General features: G+C 67.6%; 11 protein-coding genes. 6 read left to right on the forward strand and 5 right to left on the reverse strand.

Annotated elements, in window-relative coordinates; genetic code table 11:
* Positions 1–59: 59 nt before the first annotated feature.
* Positions 60–851: an AraC family transcriptional regulator gene (locus ACYQ7X_RS05220; RefSeq protein WP_459695798.1), complete on the reverse strand. Its 792-nt coding sequence runs from the start codon at positions 849–851 to the stop codon at positions 60–62.
* An 18-nt stretch (positions 852–869) separates the two neighbouring features.
* Here ACYQ7X_RS05220 and ACYQ7X_RS05225 point away from each other — a divergent pair, with 18 nt between their 5' ends.
* Positions 870–1,109 carry a hypothetical protein gene (locus tag ACYQ7X_RS05225; protein ID WP_459695799.1) on the forward strand — a complete coding sequence of 80 codons (240 nt, stop codon included), beginning with the start codon at positions 870–872 and terminating at the stop codon, positions 1,107–1,109.
* A gap of 58 nt (positions 1,110–1,167) precedes the next feature.
* Here ACYQ7X_RS05225 and ACYQ7X_RS05230 read toward each other — a convergent pair whose 3' ends face one another.
* Together ACYQ7X_RS05230 and ACYQ7X_RS05235 are read right to left on the reverse strand one after the other, a co-directional pair.
* Positions 1,168–1,623 (reverse strand): hypothetical protein, encoded by a 456-nt coding sequence (locus tag ACYQ7X_RS05230; RefSeq protein ID WP_459695800.1) that lies wholly within the window; start codon positions 1,621–1,623, stop codon positions 1,168–1,170.
* Positions 1,624–1,793: 170 nt separating this feature from the next.
* The gene (locus tag ACYQ7X_RS05235; protein WP_459695801.1) at positions 1,794–2,693 is read right to left on the reverse strand and encodes an NmrA family NAD(P)-binding protein; all 900 of its coding nucleotides are present in this window, start codon (positions 2,691–2,693) and stop codon (positions 1,794–1,796) included.
* 110 nt (positions 2,694–2,803) lie between these two features.
* Between ACYQ7X_RS05235 and ACYQ7X_RS05240 the strand changes: the two genes are divergently transcribed.
* Complete coding sequence (locus tag ACYQ7X_RS05240; protein ID WP_459695802.1) at positions 2,804–3,688, forward strand: LysR family transcriptional regulator; 885 nt, start codon at positions 2,804–2,806, stop codon at positions 3,686–3,688.
* 37 nt (positions 3,689–3,725) lie between these two features.
* Here ACYQ7X_RS05240 and ACYQ7X_RS05245 read toward each other — a convergent pair whose 3' ends face one another.
* Together ACYQ7X_RS05245 and ACYQ7X_RS05250 are read right to left on the reverse strand one after the other, a co-directional pair.
* Positions 3,726–4,919 carry a M20 aminoacylase family protein gene (locus ACYQ7X_RS05245; RefSeq protein WP_459695803.1) on the reverse strand — a complete coding sequence of 398 codons (1,194 nt, stop codon included), beginning with the start codon at positions 4,917–4,919 and terminating at the stop codon, positions 3,726–3,728.
* Positions 4,920–4,996: 77 nt separating this feature from the next.
* Entirely contained in the window at positions 4,997–5,938 is a 942-nt protein-coding gene (locus ACYQ7X_RS05250) for a carbohydrate kinase family protein (protein WP_459695804.1), read from the reverse strand.
* A 254-nt stretch (positions 5,939–6,192) separates the two neighbouring features.
* On the opposite strand from ACYQ7X_RS05250, the gene ACYQ7X_RS05255 reads away from it, so the two are divergent.
* The 4 genes from ACYQ7X_RS05255 to ACYQ7X_RS05270 are packed head-to-tail and all read left to right on the forward strand — an operon-like array spanning position 6,193 to position 15,468.
* Positions 6,193–9,435, forward strand: coding sequence for a maltotransferase domain-containing protein (locus tag ACYQ7X_RS05255; RefSeq protein ID WP_459695805.1), 3,243 nt, complete (start codon positions 6,193–6,195; stop codon positions 9,433–9,435).
* A 2-nt stretch (positions 9,436–9,437) separates the two neighbouring features.
* Entirely contained in the window at positions 9,438–12,764 is a 3,327-nt protein-coding gene (gene treS, locus ACYQ7X_RS05260; protein WP_459695806.1) for a maltose alpha-D-glucosyltransferase, read from the forward strand.
* Positions 12,761–14,959, forward strand: coding sequence for a 1,4-alpha-glucan branching protein GlgB (gene glgB, locus ACYQ7X_RS05265; protein WP_459695807.1), 2,199 nt, complete (start codon positions 12,761–12,763; stop codon positions 14,957–14,959). Before treS ends, glgB begins: the two co-directional genes overlap by 4 nt.
* Entirely contained in the window at positions 14,956–15,468 is a 513-nt protein-coding gene (locus tag ACYQ7X_RS05270) for a nucleoside deaminase (protein WP_459695808.1), read from the forward strand. The genes glgB and ACYQ7X_RS05270 overlap by 4 nt, the downstream gene beginning before the upstream one ends.
* Positions 15,469–15,509: the final 41 nt, after the last annotated feature.

A 15,509-nucleotide genomic window follows, 5' to 3' on the forward strand; every position in this document is an offset into this window, starting at 1 on the left:
CGAAAAGGCATATCGCCGGCGGATCGGCTGTCGCACTGCCTGCATCCGCGGCGGCGCGGTCAAACCGCTGCGCTCGTCTGGCGTTTTGCCAATGCAATATCCCGCAGCGGCGGCAGCCCGAACATGCGGCCGTACTCCCGGGTGAACTGCTGCACGCTTTCGTACCCAACCTCGAGGGCCGCGCTGCCCGCCGAAGCACCCTCCGAGAGCATCAACCGGCGCGCTTCGATCAGGCGCAGCTGCTTCTGGAATTGCCGCGGCGAAAGCGAGGTGACGGCGCGGAAGTGTTCGTGGAACGTCGACGGACTCATCCCGGCGGCCGCGGCCAGACGCACGATCGGCAAAGGCTTGGCAAACTCGGCGCGCAAGAGAGCGACCGCGCAGGCGACACGCCGTACATGGCTCTCCGGCCATCCCAGGCGACGGATTGCCGTGCCATGCCGGCCGGCCAGCAGCCAATAATGCATCTCGCGGACCAACTGGGCCTGCAGTATCGGCACCGTGGCAGGGCGATCGAGCAAGCGTATCAACCTCAGCGCGGCGTCGATGACCTCCACGGCGGTAGAATCGACCCGAACCGGCGCGTGGTCTGCAACGAGCACCACTTTCATCTCCACGGCAAGCTCCGCGATGACTGCCGGATCAAGCTCCAGAACGAGCGAGAGATAGGGTGTGGCGATGCTCGCACGGGTGATCTTGCTGACCGTTGGAACGTCTGCGGTGATCAGGAGCGAATCCCCTGCAGAGAAACGAAGGGTTTGCGCGCCCATCGTGACGTCCTTGCTCCCCTGCAGCACGAGGCAAATGAGCGGCCGGGAGATCGCATAGACGAGACCGCTCGGCGCTGACACGCGGACGGCCGAGAGCCCTTGGATCGAAGTCCGCGCGACCCCGTCGGCCTCGGCTACATGATTGAGGAGGATGTGGCGGAGGATCTGGCAGCCGGGCGGCTGGTTCAGGTGCTCGACGGCTGGTGCCGCCCCTTTCCCGGCTGCCATCTATTCTACCCGAGCCGGCAAGTCACGCCGGCCTTGCGGGCCTTGATCGACTGGCTGCGCTGGCCGGATGCCACCACCCCTGAGCGCGAGATCGCGCGGCGGCCGGCCTGAGCGTTATTCGTCGATCGCGCGCCCTGTCAGCGTGAAACGGCTCGCGGCCCTCCTGCTCTCACTGCGCCGGCATCCGCGCGCGAATGATCAGCGCGATCGGCAGACCGAGGCCGAAGATGTGGATCAGGAGGGCGCCGAGGAACGGCATGGGTGTCACAGACGCGGGCGTGGCAAAGGCGCTCAGGGGCAACACGACGAAGCCCATGAAGAAAAACACGATAAGCCCGAGGACCGGGCCGCCGATCCACGCCCAGCGGCCCACCGCCGGCAGACGCCAGACGATCAGCGCATAGGCGAGCGCTGGCACGATGGCGACGAAGAAGTGAAGCGCCGTGCCAAGCAGGAAGCCGAGGGCGCCCGCATAGGCGGCCAGTCCGATCAGGCTGCTGGCCGCGAGCTGCATTTCCGGCACGACGCCGATGCCGCGCGCTGCCTGCAGGATGAGAACGGGGACGAGAACGATCACCCCGGTGGCAATGCCTGCCGTCAACCCGGCCCGCAGCGCGGCGGACAATCCGGCCTGCAAATTCGCCGATGGCGCCGCTTGGCCGACTGCATGATGTGCGTGCATGATTCTCCTCCAGTGCAGTTCATGATGGATGATGTGCGGGGGGCGGGCGCATACCGCCAGGATATGCACGCCGGCGGCCCGCGCGATCCGCCGCCGAAACCGGCGGCTGGCCTTCAGCCCTTGAGCGCTTCGCGCACCGTGTGCGCGACCGGCGTGGTCGGTCGCCCGATCAGGCGGCTCAGCGTGTTGCTGTCATCGAAGAGCGCGCCATGGGCCGCTTTCGCATCGGCATCGGCCAGGAGGTCCGCCAGATCCTCGGGCAGGCCTATGGAGACGAGGGCGCTTCTGAACTCAGCCTCGCTCAGATTGGCATAGGCGATTGTCTTGCCAACCTGCCGCGAGATCTCGGCGGCGAGCTCGGACAAGGTCCAGGCGCTGTCGCCCGCAAGCTCATAGGTCGCCGGCGCCTCCGCCGTCGTCAGCGCCACCGCCGCCGCCGCCGCATAATCCGCACGCGCGGCGAGGGAGATCTTTCCATCGGCAGCCGCGCCGATCATCTTGCCCGCCTGCACGGCCGGCTGCAGCGCCGCTAGGTAGTTCTCGGTGTACCAGCCATTGCGCAGGAATACCGCCGGAATGCCGGAGGCGTGCAGCGCGGCCTCCGTCTGAAAATGCTCTTGCGCGAGCTTGGCGGCCGAGTGATCGGCGTGCAGCATGCTGGTATAAGCGATCAGACCCACGCCTGCCGCCTTGGCGGCGTCAATCACGGCCTGATGATGCCGGACGCGGCCCCAGGTGAGGCTCGATGAAATCATCAGCAGCCTATCGACGCCGGCCAAGGCCGGCGCAAGCGTTGCCGGCTGATCGTAATCCGCATGACGGACCTGCACGCCCAGGGCCGCAAGGTCGGCGGCAGCTTGCGGATTGCGCACCGCCGCCACGATGTGGCCCGGGCGGACCGAGTGCAGGAGTTGCTTGATCACGAGGCGGCCGAGCCGGCCGCTCGCCGCGGTGATGCCGTAGATCCGGGTGTTTACGGTCGAGGTGTCATGGGAGGTGTCGGTCTCGCTCATCTGAAACTCCACTGCACGATGTTGATGGCAGCGATCTAGCGATGCGGAGGCTGGCACGGGATTGCCCAATCAGGCAGGATCATTATGCGTTTTCGCATAGGGAGTGGGTGGTGATCGAATGGGATGACTTCCGCAATTTCCTGGCCGTTGCCCGCCTGGGCACATTATCCGCCGCCGCGCGCTCGCTCGATGTCAAGCAATCCACCATGGGCAGACGCCTCGCCGCTTTCGAGGACCGTACCGGCGTGCGCCTGTTGCAGAAAACCCCGAGGGGCTTTGTCCTGACGGCGGCTGGCGAAATCGCTCTCGCCGAGGCCGAGAAAATGGAAGCTGCCGCGCTCGCTGCGGAACGGGCGATTACCGCGCATGACGGGAGGCTGGCGGGGGAAATCCGCCTGACCGCGGTGGAGACCTTGGCCGCCGAACTGCTCGCGCCCATTCTTGTGCAATTCGCCGAAACCCATCCTGGGATCAGGGTGAAACTCATCACCGGAACCCAGACGCTCAGCCTCGCCTCCCGCGAGGCGGATCTTTCGGTGCGGCTGGCGCGCCCAGCCGGCGGCGACCTCGTCATCCGCAAACTCGGGGAGATGGGATTCGGCTTTTATGCAAGCGCCGCCTATATCGACGCGCATGGGCCTGCGATGGACGCGGGCTCTCGGCATCGGCTCATCCTCCTCGCGGACGAGACCGCCGCATTGCCGGAGTTCGAGGCCCTGGAAGCAAGCTTTCCCGAGGCGGATGTCGCGCTCCGCAGCGATAGCCGTTACGTGCATCTCGCTGTATGCAAAGCCGGCATGGGCATCGCCTGCCTCGCGCATTACCTGGCGGAGCAGGCGGGCCTCATCCGGGTCGCCGATTGCGCGGCGAGCCGGGAGATCTGGCTTGCCCAGCATCGCGATACGCGGAACATGCCGCGCCTCAAAGCCCTGGCCGACGCGCTCCGCATCGGGCTCAAGCAGCGCAGCCGGTCATTGTCCGGCGGCGGAGCGTGAACGCCGCGCTCCAAGGCCACGATCCGCGGCAGCAGGCTCAGGGCGTGAGCAGCTGCTCGGCGAGGGTCGCCCAGTAGGAGGCGCCGACCGGCAGCACCTCGTCGTTGAAATCATAGCGCGGGTGGTGCAGGCCGGCCGCCGTGCCGCCCTTGGCCGCATCGGCGGGGGCTGCGGTGCCGAGCATGATGTAGCTGCCCTGCTTGGCGTTCAGCATATAGGCGAAATCCTCCGCCCCCATGGTGGGGCGGGCCATGGGCTGCACCCGGGCCTCGCCCGCCACGCTTTGCGCGGCCTTGACCGTCAGCGCCGTCGCCTCTGGGTCGTTCACCGTCGCCGGGTAGTTGCGGCGGAACACCACCTTGGCCTCGGCGCCGAAGGCGGCGGCAACGCCGGTCGCCACCCGATGCACGCCGGCTTCCAAGACATCGCCGACGGCGGGGGAAAACCACCGCGCCGTGCCGCCCATGACCGCCCGCTCGGGGATGACATTATCGGCATGGCCCGAGGCGATCTGCCCGATGGTGACGACGCCCGCCTCCGTCGGCTCCATATTGCGCGAGACGATGGATTGCAGCCCGGTGACGATATGGGCGGCGACCAGGATGGGATCGACGCTTTCATTGGGCTTCGCGGCGTGGGCGCCTCGGCCGGTGATGGTGATGGTGATCTCGCCCGTCGCCGCCATGATCGGCCCATTGCGCCAGACGAAAGTGCCGGCGGCGAGGCCCGGCCAGTTGTGCAGGCCGAAAACCTTGTCCATGGGGAAGCGCTCGAACAGCCCTTCCTCCACCATCACCCGGCCGCCGCCCTCGCCCTCTTCGGCCGGCTGGAAGATGACATAGACGGTGCCGTCGAAATTGCGCGTCTCGGCGAGGTAGCGCGCCGCGCCGAGCAGCATGGCGGTATGCCCGTCATGCCCGCAGGCATGCATCACGCCCGGCGTCTGCGAGGCGTAGGGCGCGCCGGTTTCTTCCAGGATCGGCAGCGCATCCATATCGGCGCGCAGCCCGATCGCCCGGCCGTTGCCGGCGTTGCGGCCGCGAATGACGCCGACCACGCCGGTTTTAGCAATCCCCGTCACCACCTCGTCGAGGCCGAATTCCCGCAGCTTTTCGGCGACCTTGGCGCTGGTCCGCGGCAGTTCGAAACCGAGTTCGGGATGGGCGTGCAGATCCTGCCGCCAGGCCGTCATATCGGCATGGAAATCCGCGATGCGGTTGATGATGGGCATGGCTCTCTCCGCTGGGCGCTGTCCTGACCGGCCTATGGTGCGCGCCGGGGAAGCGGCGGACAACCCCCTAGCGGCGCTCAAGCCTCGGTGAGGTCGGCAGCCCAGGGCAGATCCGCGCCTCGCCGCCCGCAGGTGAGGGCGGCCGCCCGCACCGCCCAGGCGAGGGCGCTCCGCACCTCCGCCTCGGTGAGGCCGGCGATGCTGCCGCGATCGAGGCGGCCGGCCCGCTCCAGCCGCCAGAGCAGCGCCGCCATCAGGCTATCGCCGGCGCCGACGCTATCGGCCAGCGGCACCGGATGCGCCGCCTGGGTGATCTCCTCCGCGCCCGGCATGAAGGCGGAAACACCCTCCGCCCCGCGGCTGAGCACAACGAGGCGGGCGCCGCCGCCGAGCCAGGCCCGCGCTGCCGCCGCCGGCGCGGTCTCGGGCAGAAGGAAGGCGAGATCGGCCTGCGAGAGCTTGACGATATCCGCCTGCGCGATGAGCGCGAGCAGCCGCGCGCGATAGTCCGCCTCGTCAGCGGCGAGGCCGGGGCGGCAGTTCGGATCAATCGAGAGCAGCCGGCGCCCCTTCTCCGCCGCGAACAGAGCGGCGGATTCCTCTGCCGCCGGCCCCTCGGTCAGCGTGACGGAGCCGATATGCAGCAGCCGGACCTCGGGCCCGGGGGGCGGCGAGGCGGCGCGATGCCAGAGCCGCAGCGCGCTCTGCCGGTCGTAGAAGGCGTATTGCGGCTCCTCCTCCGTGAGCTGGACGAAGGCGAGGGTGGTGCCTTCCGCCATCCGCGCCGCATAGTGCAGTGAAACCCCGGCGGCGCCGAGGGTCTCGGCCAGGAAGCTGCCGAAGAAGTCGGTCGAGAGGCCGCCCATGAAGCCGGCCGCAACCCCGAGCCGGCCGAGACCCGCGGCGAGGTTGAGGCAGGAGCCGCCGGCGAACGGCCGATAAGGCGGCATCGGCTGGCCGCTCAGTGCCGGGCCATCGGGCAGGAAGTCGATCAGGGCATCACCGCAGATCAGCAGCATCGGGAGGTCGCTCTTTCGTGAGGAGGCGCGAGACTAGAGCCTCGCGCGCGGCGGGAAAAGCCGCGTCCGCGCCGGGCCGTGGCGCTGGCGCATAATGTTGTAAACTCAACATTATTTCTCGCGTCCGGCAGACGTGACGGGTGCACACCGATTTTTGACCTGGACATTTTGGAAACAAAACCGTGCATATCCCGCCCTGGCAATTCGCGATGGTGCGCCTACCTCATGGCCGAGGATGACGGAAAGAATGGCGAATGGCAGCGCAGGCGAACATCACCGATCCCACCCCTCACGGCCGCGTGAAGTCCGGGCACCAATCGGCGTCGCCGCCGCGCATCTATATGATCCATCCCCTGCTGGCCGGCCCTTTGGAGCAGTGGTCCGGCCTTCTCGACCACGCTGCCGGCCTCGGCTTCAGCCATGTGCTCTCGGCGCCGATCTTCGCCGGGCCCGCGCTTGATCTGCCATTGAGCTTCGAGGCGGTGCATGGCGCTCTCGGCTGGTCCGGCAGCGCCGAGGATGCCCTGCGCCATTTCGCGGCTGAGGCGCGCGCCCGCGGGTTGACGCCGCTGCTCGATCTGCTGCCCGGTGCGGTAGCCGATGGCGGGCCGATCGCGCGCGAACAGGGGGCGCTCTTTCTTCCCAACCCCGCGCACGGGGCGCTCGATCCGCGCCGCTACGGCCGCTCGTCGGAAGCGGCACTGGCCGATTGGCCGCACGCCGCCGCCGGGCTTGGGGATTTCTGGGCGGCGCGCCTCGGTGCTTGGGAAAGGCTCGGCATCGGCGGGTTTCGTATCGACCTCGCGGCCATCCCACGCCCCTGCCGGCGTGGCTTTATCGAAGGGCTGCGCGCGGCGACGGCGGCGGAGCTGCTGGGTTGGACCCCGGGGCTCGCGCGGGACGCTCTGGCCGAGCTGCAAGGTGCGGGGTTGGACGCGACCTTTTGCTCCCTGCCCTGGTGGGATTATCGCGCCGAGTGGTTGTGGGATGAACTGGCCGCGCTTCGCGCCGTCGCCCCCGTCATCGCGCCGGTGGAAGCGCCGTTCGGCCCGCGCCTTGCCGCCCAGCTCGGCGATGCCGCCCTGCTGCCGGCGGCGCAAGCCCGCGCGCTCCACGCAGCCGTCAGCCTCGCCGAGGGGCTGCTCCTGCCGATGGGCTTCGAAACCGGCGAGGCGCGCAGCTGGTCCCTCCGGCTCGGCCGAGCCGAGACGCAGGCGCCGACCCCGCCCCGGCTCGCCGAGACCATTCGCGCCGCCAACGCCATGGCAGCCAAGCCCGGTCGCGGCGCGGCGCGTCTGCTCTCGGCCCCGGCCGCCCCGGCGATCGCCCTGCTGCGTGAGGGAGAGGGGGCACCACGCGGCGCCGCCGCCGCGCTCTACTGCCTCAACCCGGCGCTCAAAAAGCGGCACTCCCTGGCGCTCGGCCCCTTGCTCGCGGCGAGCGGCGGGCGCTTTCAGGCGCCCTCCGCCGGGCCTGCGATCGTGCTCGACCCTGGGGCGCTGGCCCGGCTTGACCTCCTCGCCGAAGAGCCGGCCCGCCCCACACCCCCGGCGCTGGACGCGACCGCCCGCGAGGCGGCCGGCGAGGGACAGCGCATCGCGATCGAGGCGGTCTCCCCCGCGGTCGATGGCGGGCTCTTCCCCGTCAAGCGGCTGGCGGGGGAGATGGTGACGGTCGCGGCCGATCTTCTCTGCGATGGGCATGATAAGCTCGCGGCCGTCCTTCTCCACCGCCGCGCGGGCGAGGCGCAGTGGACGGAGGTGCCGATGGCGCTCCGCGTCAACGATCGCTGGGAGGCGGCCTTCCCGCTCGCCGGCATCGGGCTGCACGAATTCGCCGTGGAAGCCTGGCGGGATGTCTTTGCAACCTACCGGGATGAATTGACGAAGAAACATCAGGCCGGGCTCGATCTCGGGGTGGAGCTGATGGAGGGGCGGGGGCTGATCGAAGCGGCAGGCGCGCCCTTGCAGCCCGTGCTTGAGCGTTTCGATGCGATGGCGCCCGCGGCGCAAATCGCGCTTCTGCTCTCGCAGGAGGTGGCGGCGCTGATGGCGGCCGCCGACCCGCGGCCCTTCCGCCTGCGCTCGCCGGTCTTTCAGGTCGATGCCGACCGGCGGGAGAGCCAGTTCGCATCCTGGTACGAGATCTTCCCACGTTCGATGAGCGACGATCCGGCCCGCCACGGCACCTTCCGCGATGTGGAGCGGCACCTTCCCCGCATCCGCGCCATGGGGTTCGATGTGCTCTACTTCCCGCCGATCCACCCGATCGGCCGCGCCAACCGCAAGGGCCGCAACAATTCCCTCGATGCCGGGCCCGATGATCCGGGCAGCCCCTATGCCATCGGCAGCGCAGAGGGCGGGCATGACGCACTGCACCCGGAGCTTGGCAGCTTCGAGGATTTTCGCCACCTGATCGCGGCGGCGGCGGCGTCTGGCCTCGAAATCGCGCTCGATTTCGCCATCCAGTGCTCGCCCGATCATCCCTGGCTCGCCGAGCATCCCGGCTGGTTCGACTGGCGGCCCGACGGCTCGATCAAATATGCCGAGAATCCGCCGAAGAAATATCAGGATATCGTCAATGTCGATTTCTACGCGCGCGATGCGGTGCCCGATCTCTGGGTGGCCCTCGCCCGCGTCGTGCTTTTCTGGTGCGAGCAGGGGATCCGCATCTTCCGCGTCGATAACCCGCATACCAAGCCCTTCCCCTTCTGGGAGTGGATGATCGCGCAAGTGAGGGCTCGCTATCCCGGCACGCTGTTTCTGGCGGAAGCCTTCACCCGCCCGAAGATCATGAACAGGCTCGCCAAGATCGGCTTCAACCAGTCCTACACCTATTTCACCTGGCGGAACGAGCGGGCGGAACTCGAAGAGTATCTGGCGAGCCTTAACGAGGGGCCGGAGGCGGATTTCTTCCGCCCGAATTTCTTCGTCAACACGCCGGATATCAACCCGGTCTTTCTGCAGACCTCGGGGCGGGCGGGGCATCTCATCCGCGCCTGCCTTGCCGCCACGCTCTCCGGCCTCTGGGGCGTCTATAGTGGCTTCGAACTGTGCGAGGCGACGCCGCTGCCGGGGCGCGAGGAATATCTCGATTCGGAGAAATATCAGCTCAAACAGTGGGATTGGCAGAGGCCGGGCAATATCGTCGCCGAAATCACCCTGCTCAACCGGCTGCGGCGGCGCAACCCGGCGCTGCAATCCCATCTCGGCCTGCGCTTCCTGCCCTCGGACAATCCGCAGGTCATGATCTATGAGCGCGCGACGCCCGACCGTTCCAACGTTATTATCGTCGCTGTCAGCCTCGATCCCTTCAACCCGCAGGCGGCGAATACCGAGATTCCCTTCTATCGATGGGGTATCGCGGATGACGGCAGCATGACGCTCACCGATCTCGTCCCCGACCGCCCAGCGCGCTGGCAGGGCAAATGGCAGCGCATCACGCTCGACCCGAGCTTTCCCTTCGCGCTATGGCGCGTCGAGGCGGAGACCTTCTGACGATGGATAACCTCCTTTCCCAACCGGCCGCCAGCCTCGATGATCCGCAATGGTACAAGGATGCGGTCATCTACCAGCTGCACATCAAATCCTTCTTCGACGCCAACAATGATGGCGTCGGGGATTTCCCGGGCCTGCTGCAGAAGCTCGATTACATCGCCGAGCTCGGGGTCACAGCGATCTGGCTGCTGCCCTTCTACCCCTCGCCGCGACGGGATGACGGATACGACATCGCCGACTACCGCGACGTGCACCCCGATTACGGCACGCTCGACGATGTGCGGCGCTTCATCGAGGCCGCGCATCAGCGTGGCCTGCGGGTGATCACCGAACTCGTCATCAACCATACGAGCGACCAGCATCCCTGGTTCCAGCGCGCCCGCCGTGCGCCGCCCGGATCGGTCGAGCGCGATTTCTATGTCTGGTCCGAGACAGATGCGAAATACGCGGGCACGCGCATCATCTTCGTCGATACAGAGAAGAGCAACTGGACATGGGATGAGGAGGCGCAGGCCTATTACTGGCACCGCTTCTATGCCCATCAGCCTGATCTCAATTTCGACAATCCGGCGGTCATCGAGGAGGTTCTCGATGTCATGCGCTTCTGGCTCGATCTCGGGGTCGATGGGCTGCGGCTGGATGCCGTGCCCTATCTGGTGGAGCGCGAGGGCACGATCAACGAGAACCTGCCGGAGACCCATGCCGTCCTCAAGCGCATCAGGGCGGCGATGGATGCGCATGCACCCGGGCGCATGCTGCTCGCCGAGGCGAACCAGTGGCCCGAGGATGCCCAGGTCTATTTCGGGGATGGCGACGAGTGCCACATGTCCTTCCACTTTCCGCTGATGCCGCGGATGTACATGGCGATCGCCCGCGAGGATCGCTTTCCGATCACCGATATCATGCGCCAGACGCCGGAGATTCCGGACAGCTGCCAATGGGCTATCTTCCTCCGCAATCATGACGAGTTGACGCTCGAGATGGTGACGGATAGCGAGCGGGATTATCTCTGGGAGACCTACGCGCGGGATCGGCGCGCGCGGCTCAATCTCGGCATTCGCCGTCGCCTCGCGCCGCTGCTGGAGCGGGATCGTCGGCGGATCGAGCTGATGAACACGCTCCTGCTCTCCATGCCCGGAACCCCCGTCATCTATTATGGGGACGAGATCGGCATGGGCGACAATATCCATCTCGGTGATCGGGATGGCGTGCGCACGCCGATGCAATGGTCCTACGATCGCAACGGCGGGTTCTCGCGCTCGGACCCGGCGTCGCTGGTGCTGCCAGCGATCATGGATCCGCTCTACGGCTTCCAGGCGCTCAATGTCGAAGCGCAGGAGGCGGACCAGCACTCCCTGCTGCATTGGATGCGGCGAATGCTCGCCGTACGCAAAAGCCATGCGGCTTTCGGCCGTGGCAGCCTGCGCTTCCTCTATCCCGGCAACCGCAAGATCTTCGCCTATCTGCGCGAGATCCTGGGCGAGGGGGGCGAGTCTATCCTGTGCGTCTGCAACCTGGCGCGCACCGCCCAGGCGGTGGAGCTCGATCTTTCGGCCTTCGTCGGCCGCGTGCCGGTCGATATGGTCGGCGGGTCGATCTTTCCGCCGATCGGCCAGTTGCCTTATCTCCTCACCCTGCCGCCCTATGGCTGCTTCTGGTTCCTGCTCGCCGAGCAGGCGGAGCTTCCCGCCTGGCATACCCCGGCGCCGGAGCCGCTGCCCGAATTCACCACCCTCGTGCTGCGCAGCGGCATCGCCGATGTGACAACGCCTGCCGTCTGGCGCAACCTGGAGCGCGAGATCCTGCCGGCCTATGTCTCGATGCGGCGGTGGTTCGCGAGCAAGGGCGCGGCACTCGATGCGCTCGGCCTCTCCTTCGCGGTGCCGCTGCCGGGGGCTGCCGATCTGCTCTTGTGCGAAATCGAGACGCGGCAGGGCACGCTGGTGAGCCGGTATCTCCTGCCGCTCGCCATCGCCTGGGAGCAGACGAGCGATGGCGTCTCGCCTCTGGTGCAGCAACTGGCCCTCGCGCGGGTGCGCCAGTTCCGCCGCGTCGGCCTGCTCACGGATGCTTTCGCGGCCGATCCCTTCACGCGCGCCGTGCTCCTCAGCCTCGCGCGCGCGACCTCCCTGCCGCTCGCCGATGGCGGCCGGGTCGAGTTCCGGCCGAGCCCGCTCTTGCAGGAGGAGTTGGGCACGGAGCCGCTGGAGGCGGCCGAGATCCGGCGCCTCTCGGCCGAACAATCCAACAGTTCGCAAATCATCGACGATCGAGCAGTGCTCAAGCTCATCCGCCGGGTGAGCCCGGGCATTCACCCCGAGGTGGAGATGACACGGCATCTCACGCTCAAGGGCTTCGCCAATATCGCGCCCTTCCTCGGCGATGTGGTGCGCATCGGGGCGGATGGCACGCCGCATACACTGATGATTCTGCAGACCTTCGTCCGCAACCAGGGCGATGCCTGGAGCTGGACGTTGAGCTACCTCGCCCGCAGTGTCGAGGAGGCAGCCCGCTTGGGCAGCGATCAGGCGGGCGAGGATCACGAGCCTTTCGCCACCTATACGCGCTTCGCCGAAGCGCTCGGCCAGCGGCTGGGCGAGTTGCATACGGTGCTGGCCGAACCGACGATGGATGCGGATTTCGCCCCGCAACGCGCCGATGCGGCGATCCTCGGCGCCTGGGCGCAATCCGCGATCGATCAGGTGCGCCAGGCGGCGGAGCTGCTCGCCGCGCGCAGCGATTGGCCGGATGAGGAGACAGCGCAACTCGCCGCGCGTGCGCTGGCGGCGGCACAATCCCTGCCGGGCGCGATCGAGGCGCGGGCGCGGCGGGCGGAAGGCGCGCTCTGCACCCGCATTCATGGCGATCTGCATCTCGGCCAGGTGCTGGTGGTGCAGAACGACGCCTATATCATCGATTTCGAGGGCGAGCCGGCCCGGCCGCTCGACGAGCGGCGGATGAAATCGAGCGGCTGGCGCGATGTCGCCGGTGTCTTGCGGAGCTTCGACTATGCGGCGGCGGCAGCGGCGACCGCGCCGTCCATCGCCGCCCTCTCGCCCAATGCGGCGGAGCGCTACGGCGCGCTGCTCTCCTCCTTCCGCGATGTCGCCGAGGCGGCTTTCCTCAGCGCCTATCGCCAGGCGATCGTCGCCATGCCGGACGCTTCCGCCACCATCGGCGCAGAGGCGAGCCTTCTTGATCTCTTCCTGATCGAGAAGGCGGCTTACGAAATCCGCTACGAAATCCTCAACCGTCCCGCCTGGCTCGGCATTCCCTTGCGGAGCTTCGTGCCGCTGGCCGAGACCATCCTGGGGGAGGCACCGCGATGAACGATCGTCCCGCCGAGCAGTACCGGCCGCATCCGGCCGCCGTCGAGGCGCTCATCGAAGGGCGGCACGGCGATCCCTTCGGCCTGCTCGGCTTGCATGAGGATGGCATGGGCCCGGCGCTGCGGGTGTTCTATCCCGGTGCGCTCGCCGTGGAGGCGCTGGCGCGCGAGGGCGGCGCCTCGCTCGGCAGCCTGTCGCTGATCCATCCCGACGGGTTCTGGAGCGGGCCGGTCGCGGCCCAGATGCCCTATCGCCTGCGCATCACCGATCAGGATGGGGAGCGCATCATCGATGATCCTTATGCCTTCGGCGTGACGCTTGGCGAGGTCGATCTCTACCTGCTGGCGGAAGGCCGGCATCAGGATCTCGCCCGCGCGCTCGGCGCCCACCCTGTGCGGATGGACGGCGTCGCCGGCACGCGCTTCGCAGTCTGGGCGCCGAATGCGCGCCGCGTCTCCGTCGTCGGAGCCTTCAACAACTGGGACGGGCGGCGCCATCCGATGCGCTATCATCCTGGCGCTGGGGTATGGGATATCTTCCTCCCCGGCGTCGGCCCCGGCGCGCTCTACAAATACGAATTGCTGGGGCCCGATGGGCGCCTGCTGCCGCTCAAGGCCGACCCGGTGGCGGCTGGCGCCGAGGCCGCGCCCGGGACTGCTTCCATCGTGGTGGACGACCGTTTCGTCTGGACCGACGAGGCCTGGATGACAGGGCATCGCATGATCGCCGGCGCGCGGGACCAGCCGATCTCGATCTACGAGGTGCATGCCGGCTCCTGGCTGCCCGAGGATGCGGCGGGCAAGGATTGCTGGGCGGAACTTGCCGAGAAACTCATCCCCTATGCCGTGCAGATGGGCTTCACCCATGTCGAGTTCCTGCCGATCATGGTGCATCCCTTCGGCGGCAGCTGGGGCTATCAGCCGCTCGGTCAATTCGCGCCGACCGCCCGCTTCGGCCCGCCGGAAAGCTTCGCCTGCTTCGTCGATCGCTGCCATGCGGCGGGGCTCGGCGTCATCCTCGATTGGGTGCCGGCGCATTTCCCGGGCGATGCGCATGGCCTCGCCCGCTTCGACGGCACGGCGCTTTACGAGCATGAAGATCCGCGCGAGGGATTCCATCCGGACTGGAACACCTACATCTACAACCTCGGCCGCAACGAGGTGCGCGGCTTCCTCATCGCAAGCGCGCTCCGATGGCTGGAGCATTATCATGTGGACGGGCTGCGGGTGGATGCCGTCGCTTCCATGCTTTATCGCGACTACAGCCGCCGCGAGGGTGAGTGGATCCCGAACATCTATGGCGGGCGGGAGAATCTCGAAGCCATCTCCTTCCTGCGCGAGCTTTCCGAGGTGGTGCGCGGGCGCTGCCCCGGCGCGGTGCTGATCGCCGAGGAAAGCACCGCCTGGCCCGGCGTCAGCCGCCCGGCCGCGGAAGGCGGGCTCGGCTTTCACTACAAATGGAACATGGGCTGGATGCACGACACGCTGCGCTACATGTCGCAGCCGCCGATCCATCGCCGCTGGCATCACGATGAAATCGCCTTCGGCCTGGTCTATGCCTTTTCGGAGAATTTCATCCTGCCGCTGTCGCATGACGAGGTGGTGTATGGCAAAGGCTCGCTCATCGGCAAGATGCCGGGTGATGCCTGGCAGAAATTCGCCAATCTGCGCGCCTATCTCGGCTTCATGTGGACGCATCCGGGCAAGAAGCTGATCTTCATGGGGGGCGAGATCGCGCAGGGGCGGGAATGGAACCACGACGCGCCGCTTGACTGGTCATTGCTGGACGAGCCGCCCCATGCCGGGGTGCAGGCGCTGCTGCGCGATTTGAACACGCTCTATCGGCGGCTGCCGGCGCTGCATGCGAAGGATTGCGAGGGCGAAGGCTTTCGCTGGGTCGTGCTCGACGATCGGGATCAGAGCGTCTTCGCCTATCTTCGCCAGGGGCGGGAGGGCGACCCGCCGGTCCTTATCGTCTGCAACTTCACGCCCGTGCCGCGCGAAGGCTATCGCCTCGGCGTGCCGCGGGCCGGCGGCTGGCGGGAGGTGTTGAATTCCGATGCCGCGCAATATGGCGGCTCGAACCTCGGCAATGGCGGCTGGGTGGAAGCCACCGCGCAAGCGGGTGAGGCCTGGCCCGCGCTGCTCACCCTCACCCTGCCGCCGCTCGCTACCCTGATCTTGGAGGCAGCATGACCGGGGGCAAGCCGGTTCCGGCCGAGGCGGAAGACGCGGCCTATATGGCGCGCGCCGTCTCGCTCGCCCGGGCGGCGGGGGATGCGGATGGCGCCGTGCCGATCGCCTGCGTCATCGTGCGCGGCGGGCGGATCATCGCCGAGGCGGTCAACGAAGTCGCCAAACGGCAAGACCCGACGGCGCATGCCGAGATAGTGGCGATCCGCGCGGCGGCGGCGCAGGAAGGGACGGATCTGCGCGGCGCGACGCTTTATTCCACGCTGCAGCCTTGCGGCATGTGCGCCATGGGCTCGATCTGGGCGCATGTCTCCCGCATCGTCTATGGGGCGGAACGGCACCAGGTGCATGACATGTATTTCGAGGACCGGCATTTCGACACGATGGATTTCATCCGCGATGCCTTCCGCCAGGACCTCGCCTTTACCGGCGGTGTGCTGGCAACGGAATGTGCCGGGCTCTATCACCGGCCGGGAGAGGCGGTGGCGGAGGAGGAACAGGGCAACCGGTAGAAGGCGCCTGGCGCCCGGGCCCCGATGGGGCCTGAGCGCTG

The sequence above is a fragment of the Acidisoma sp. C75 genome (assembly GCF_054665095.1).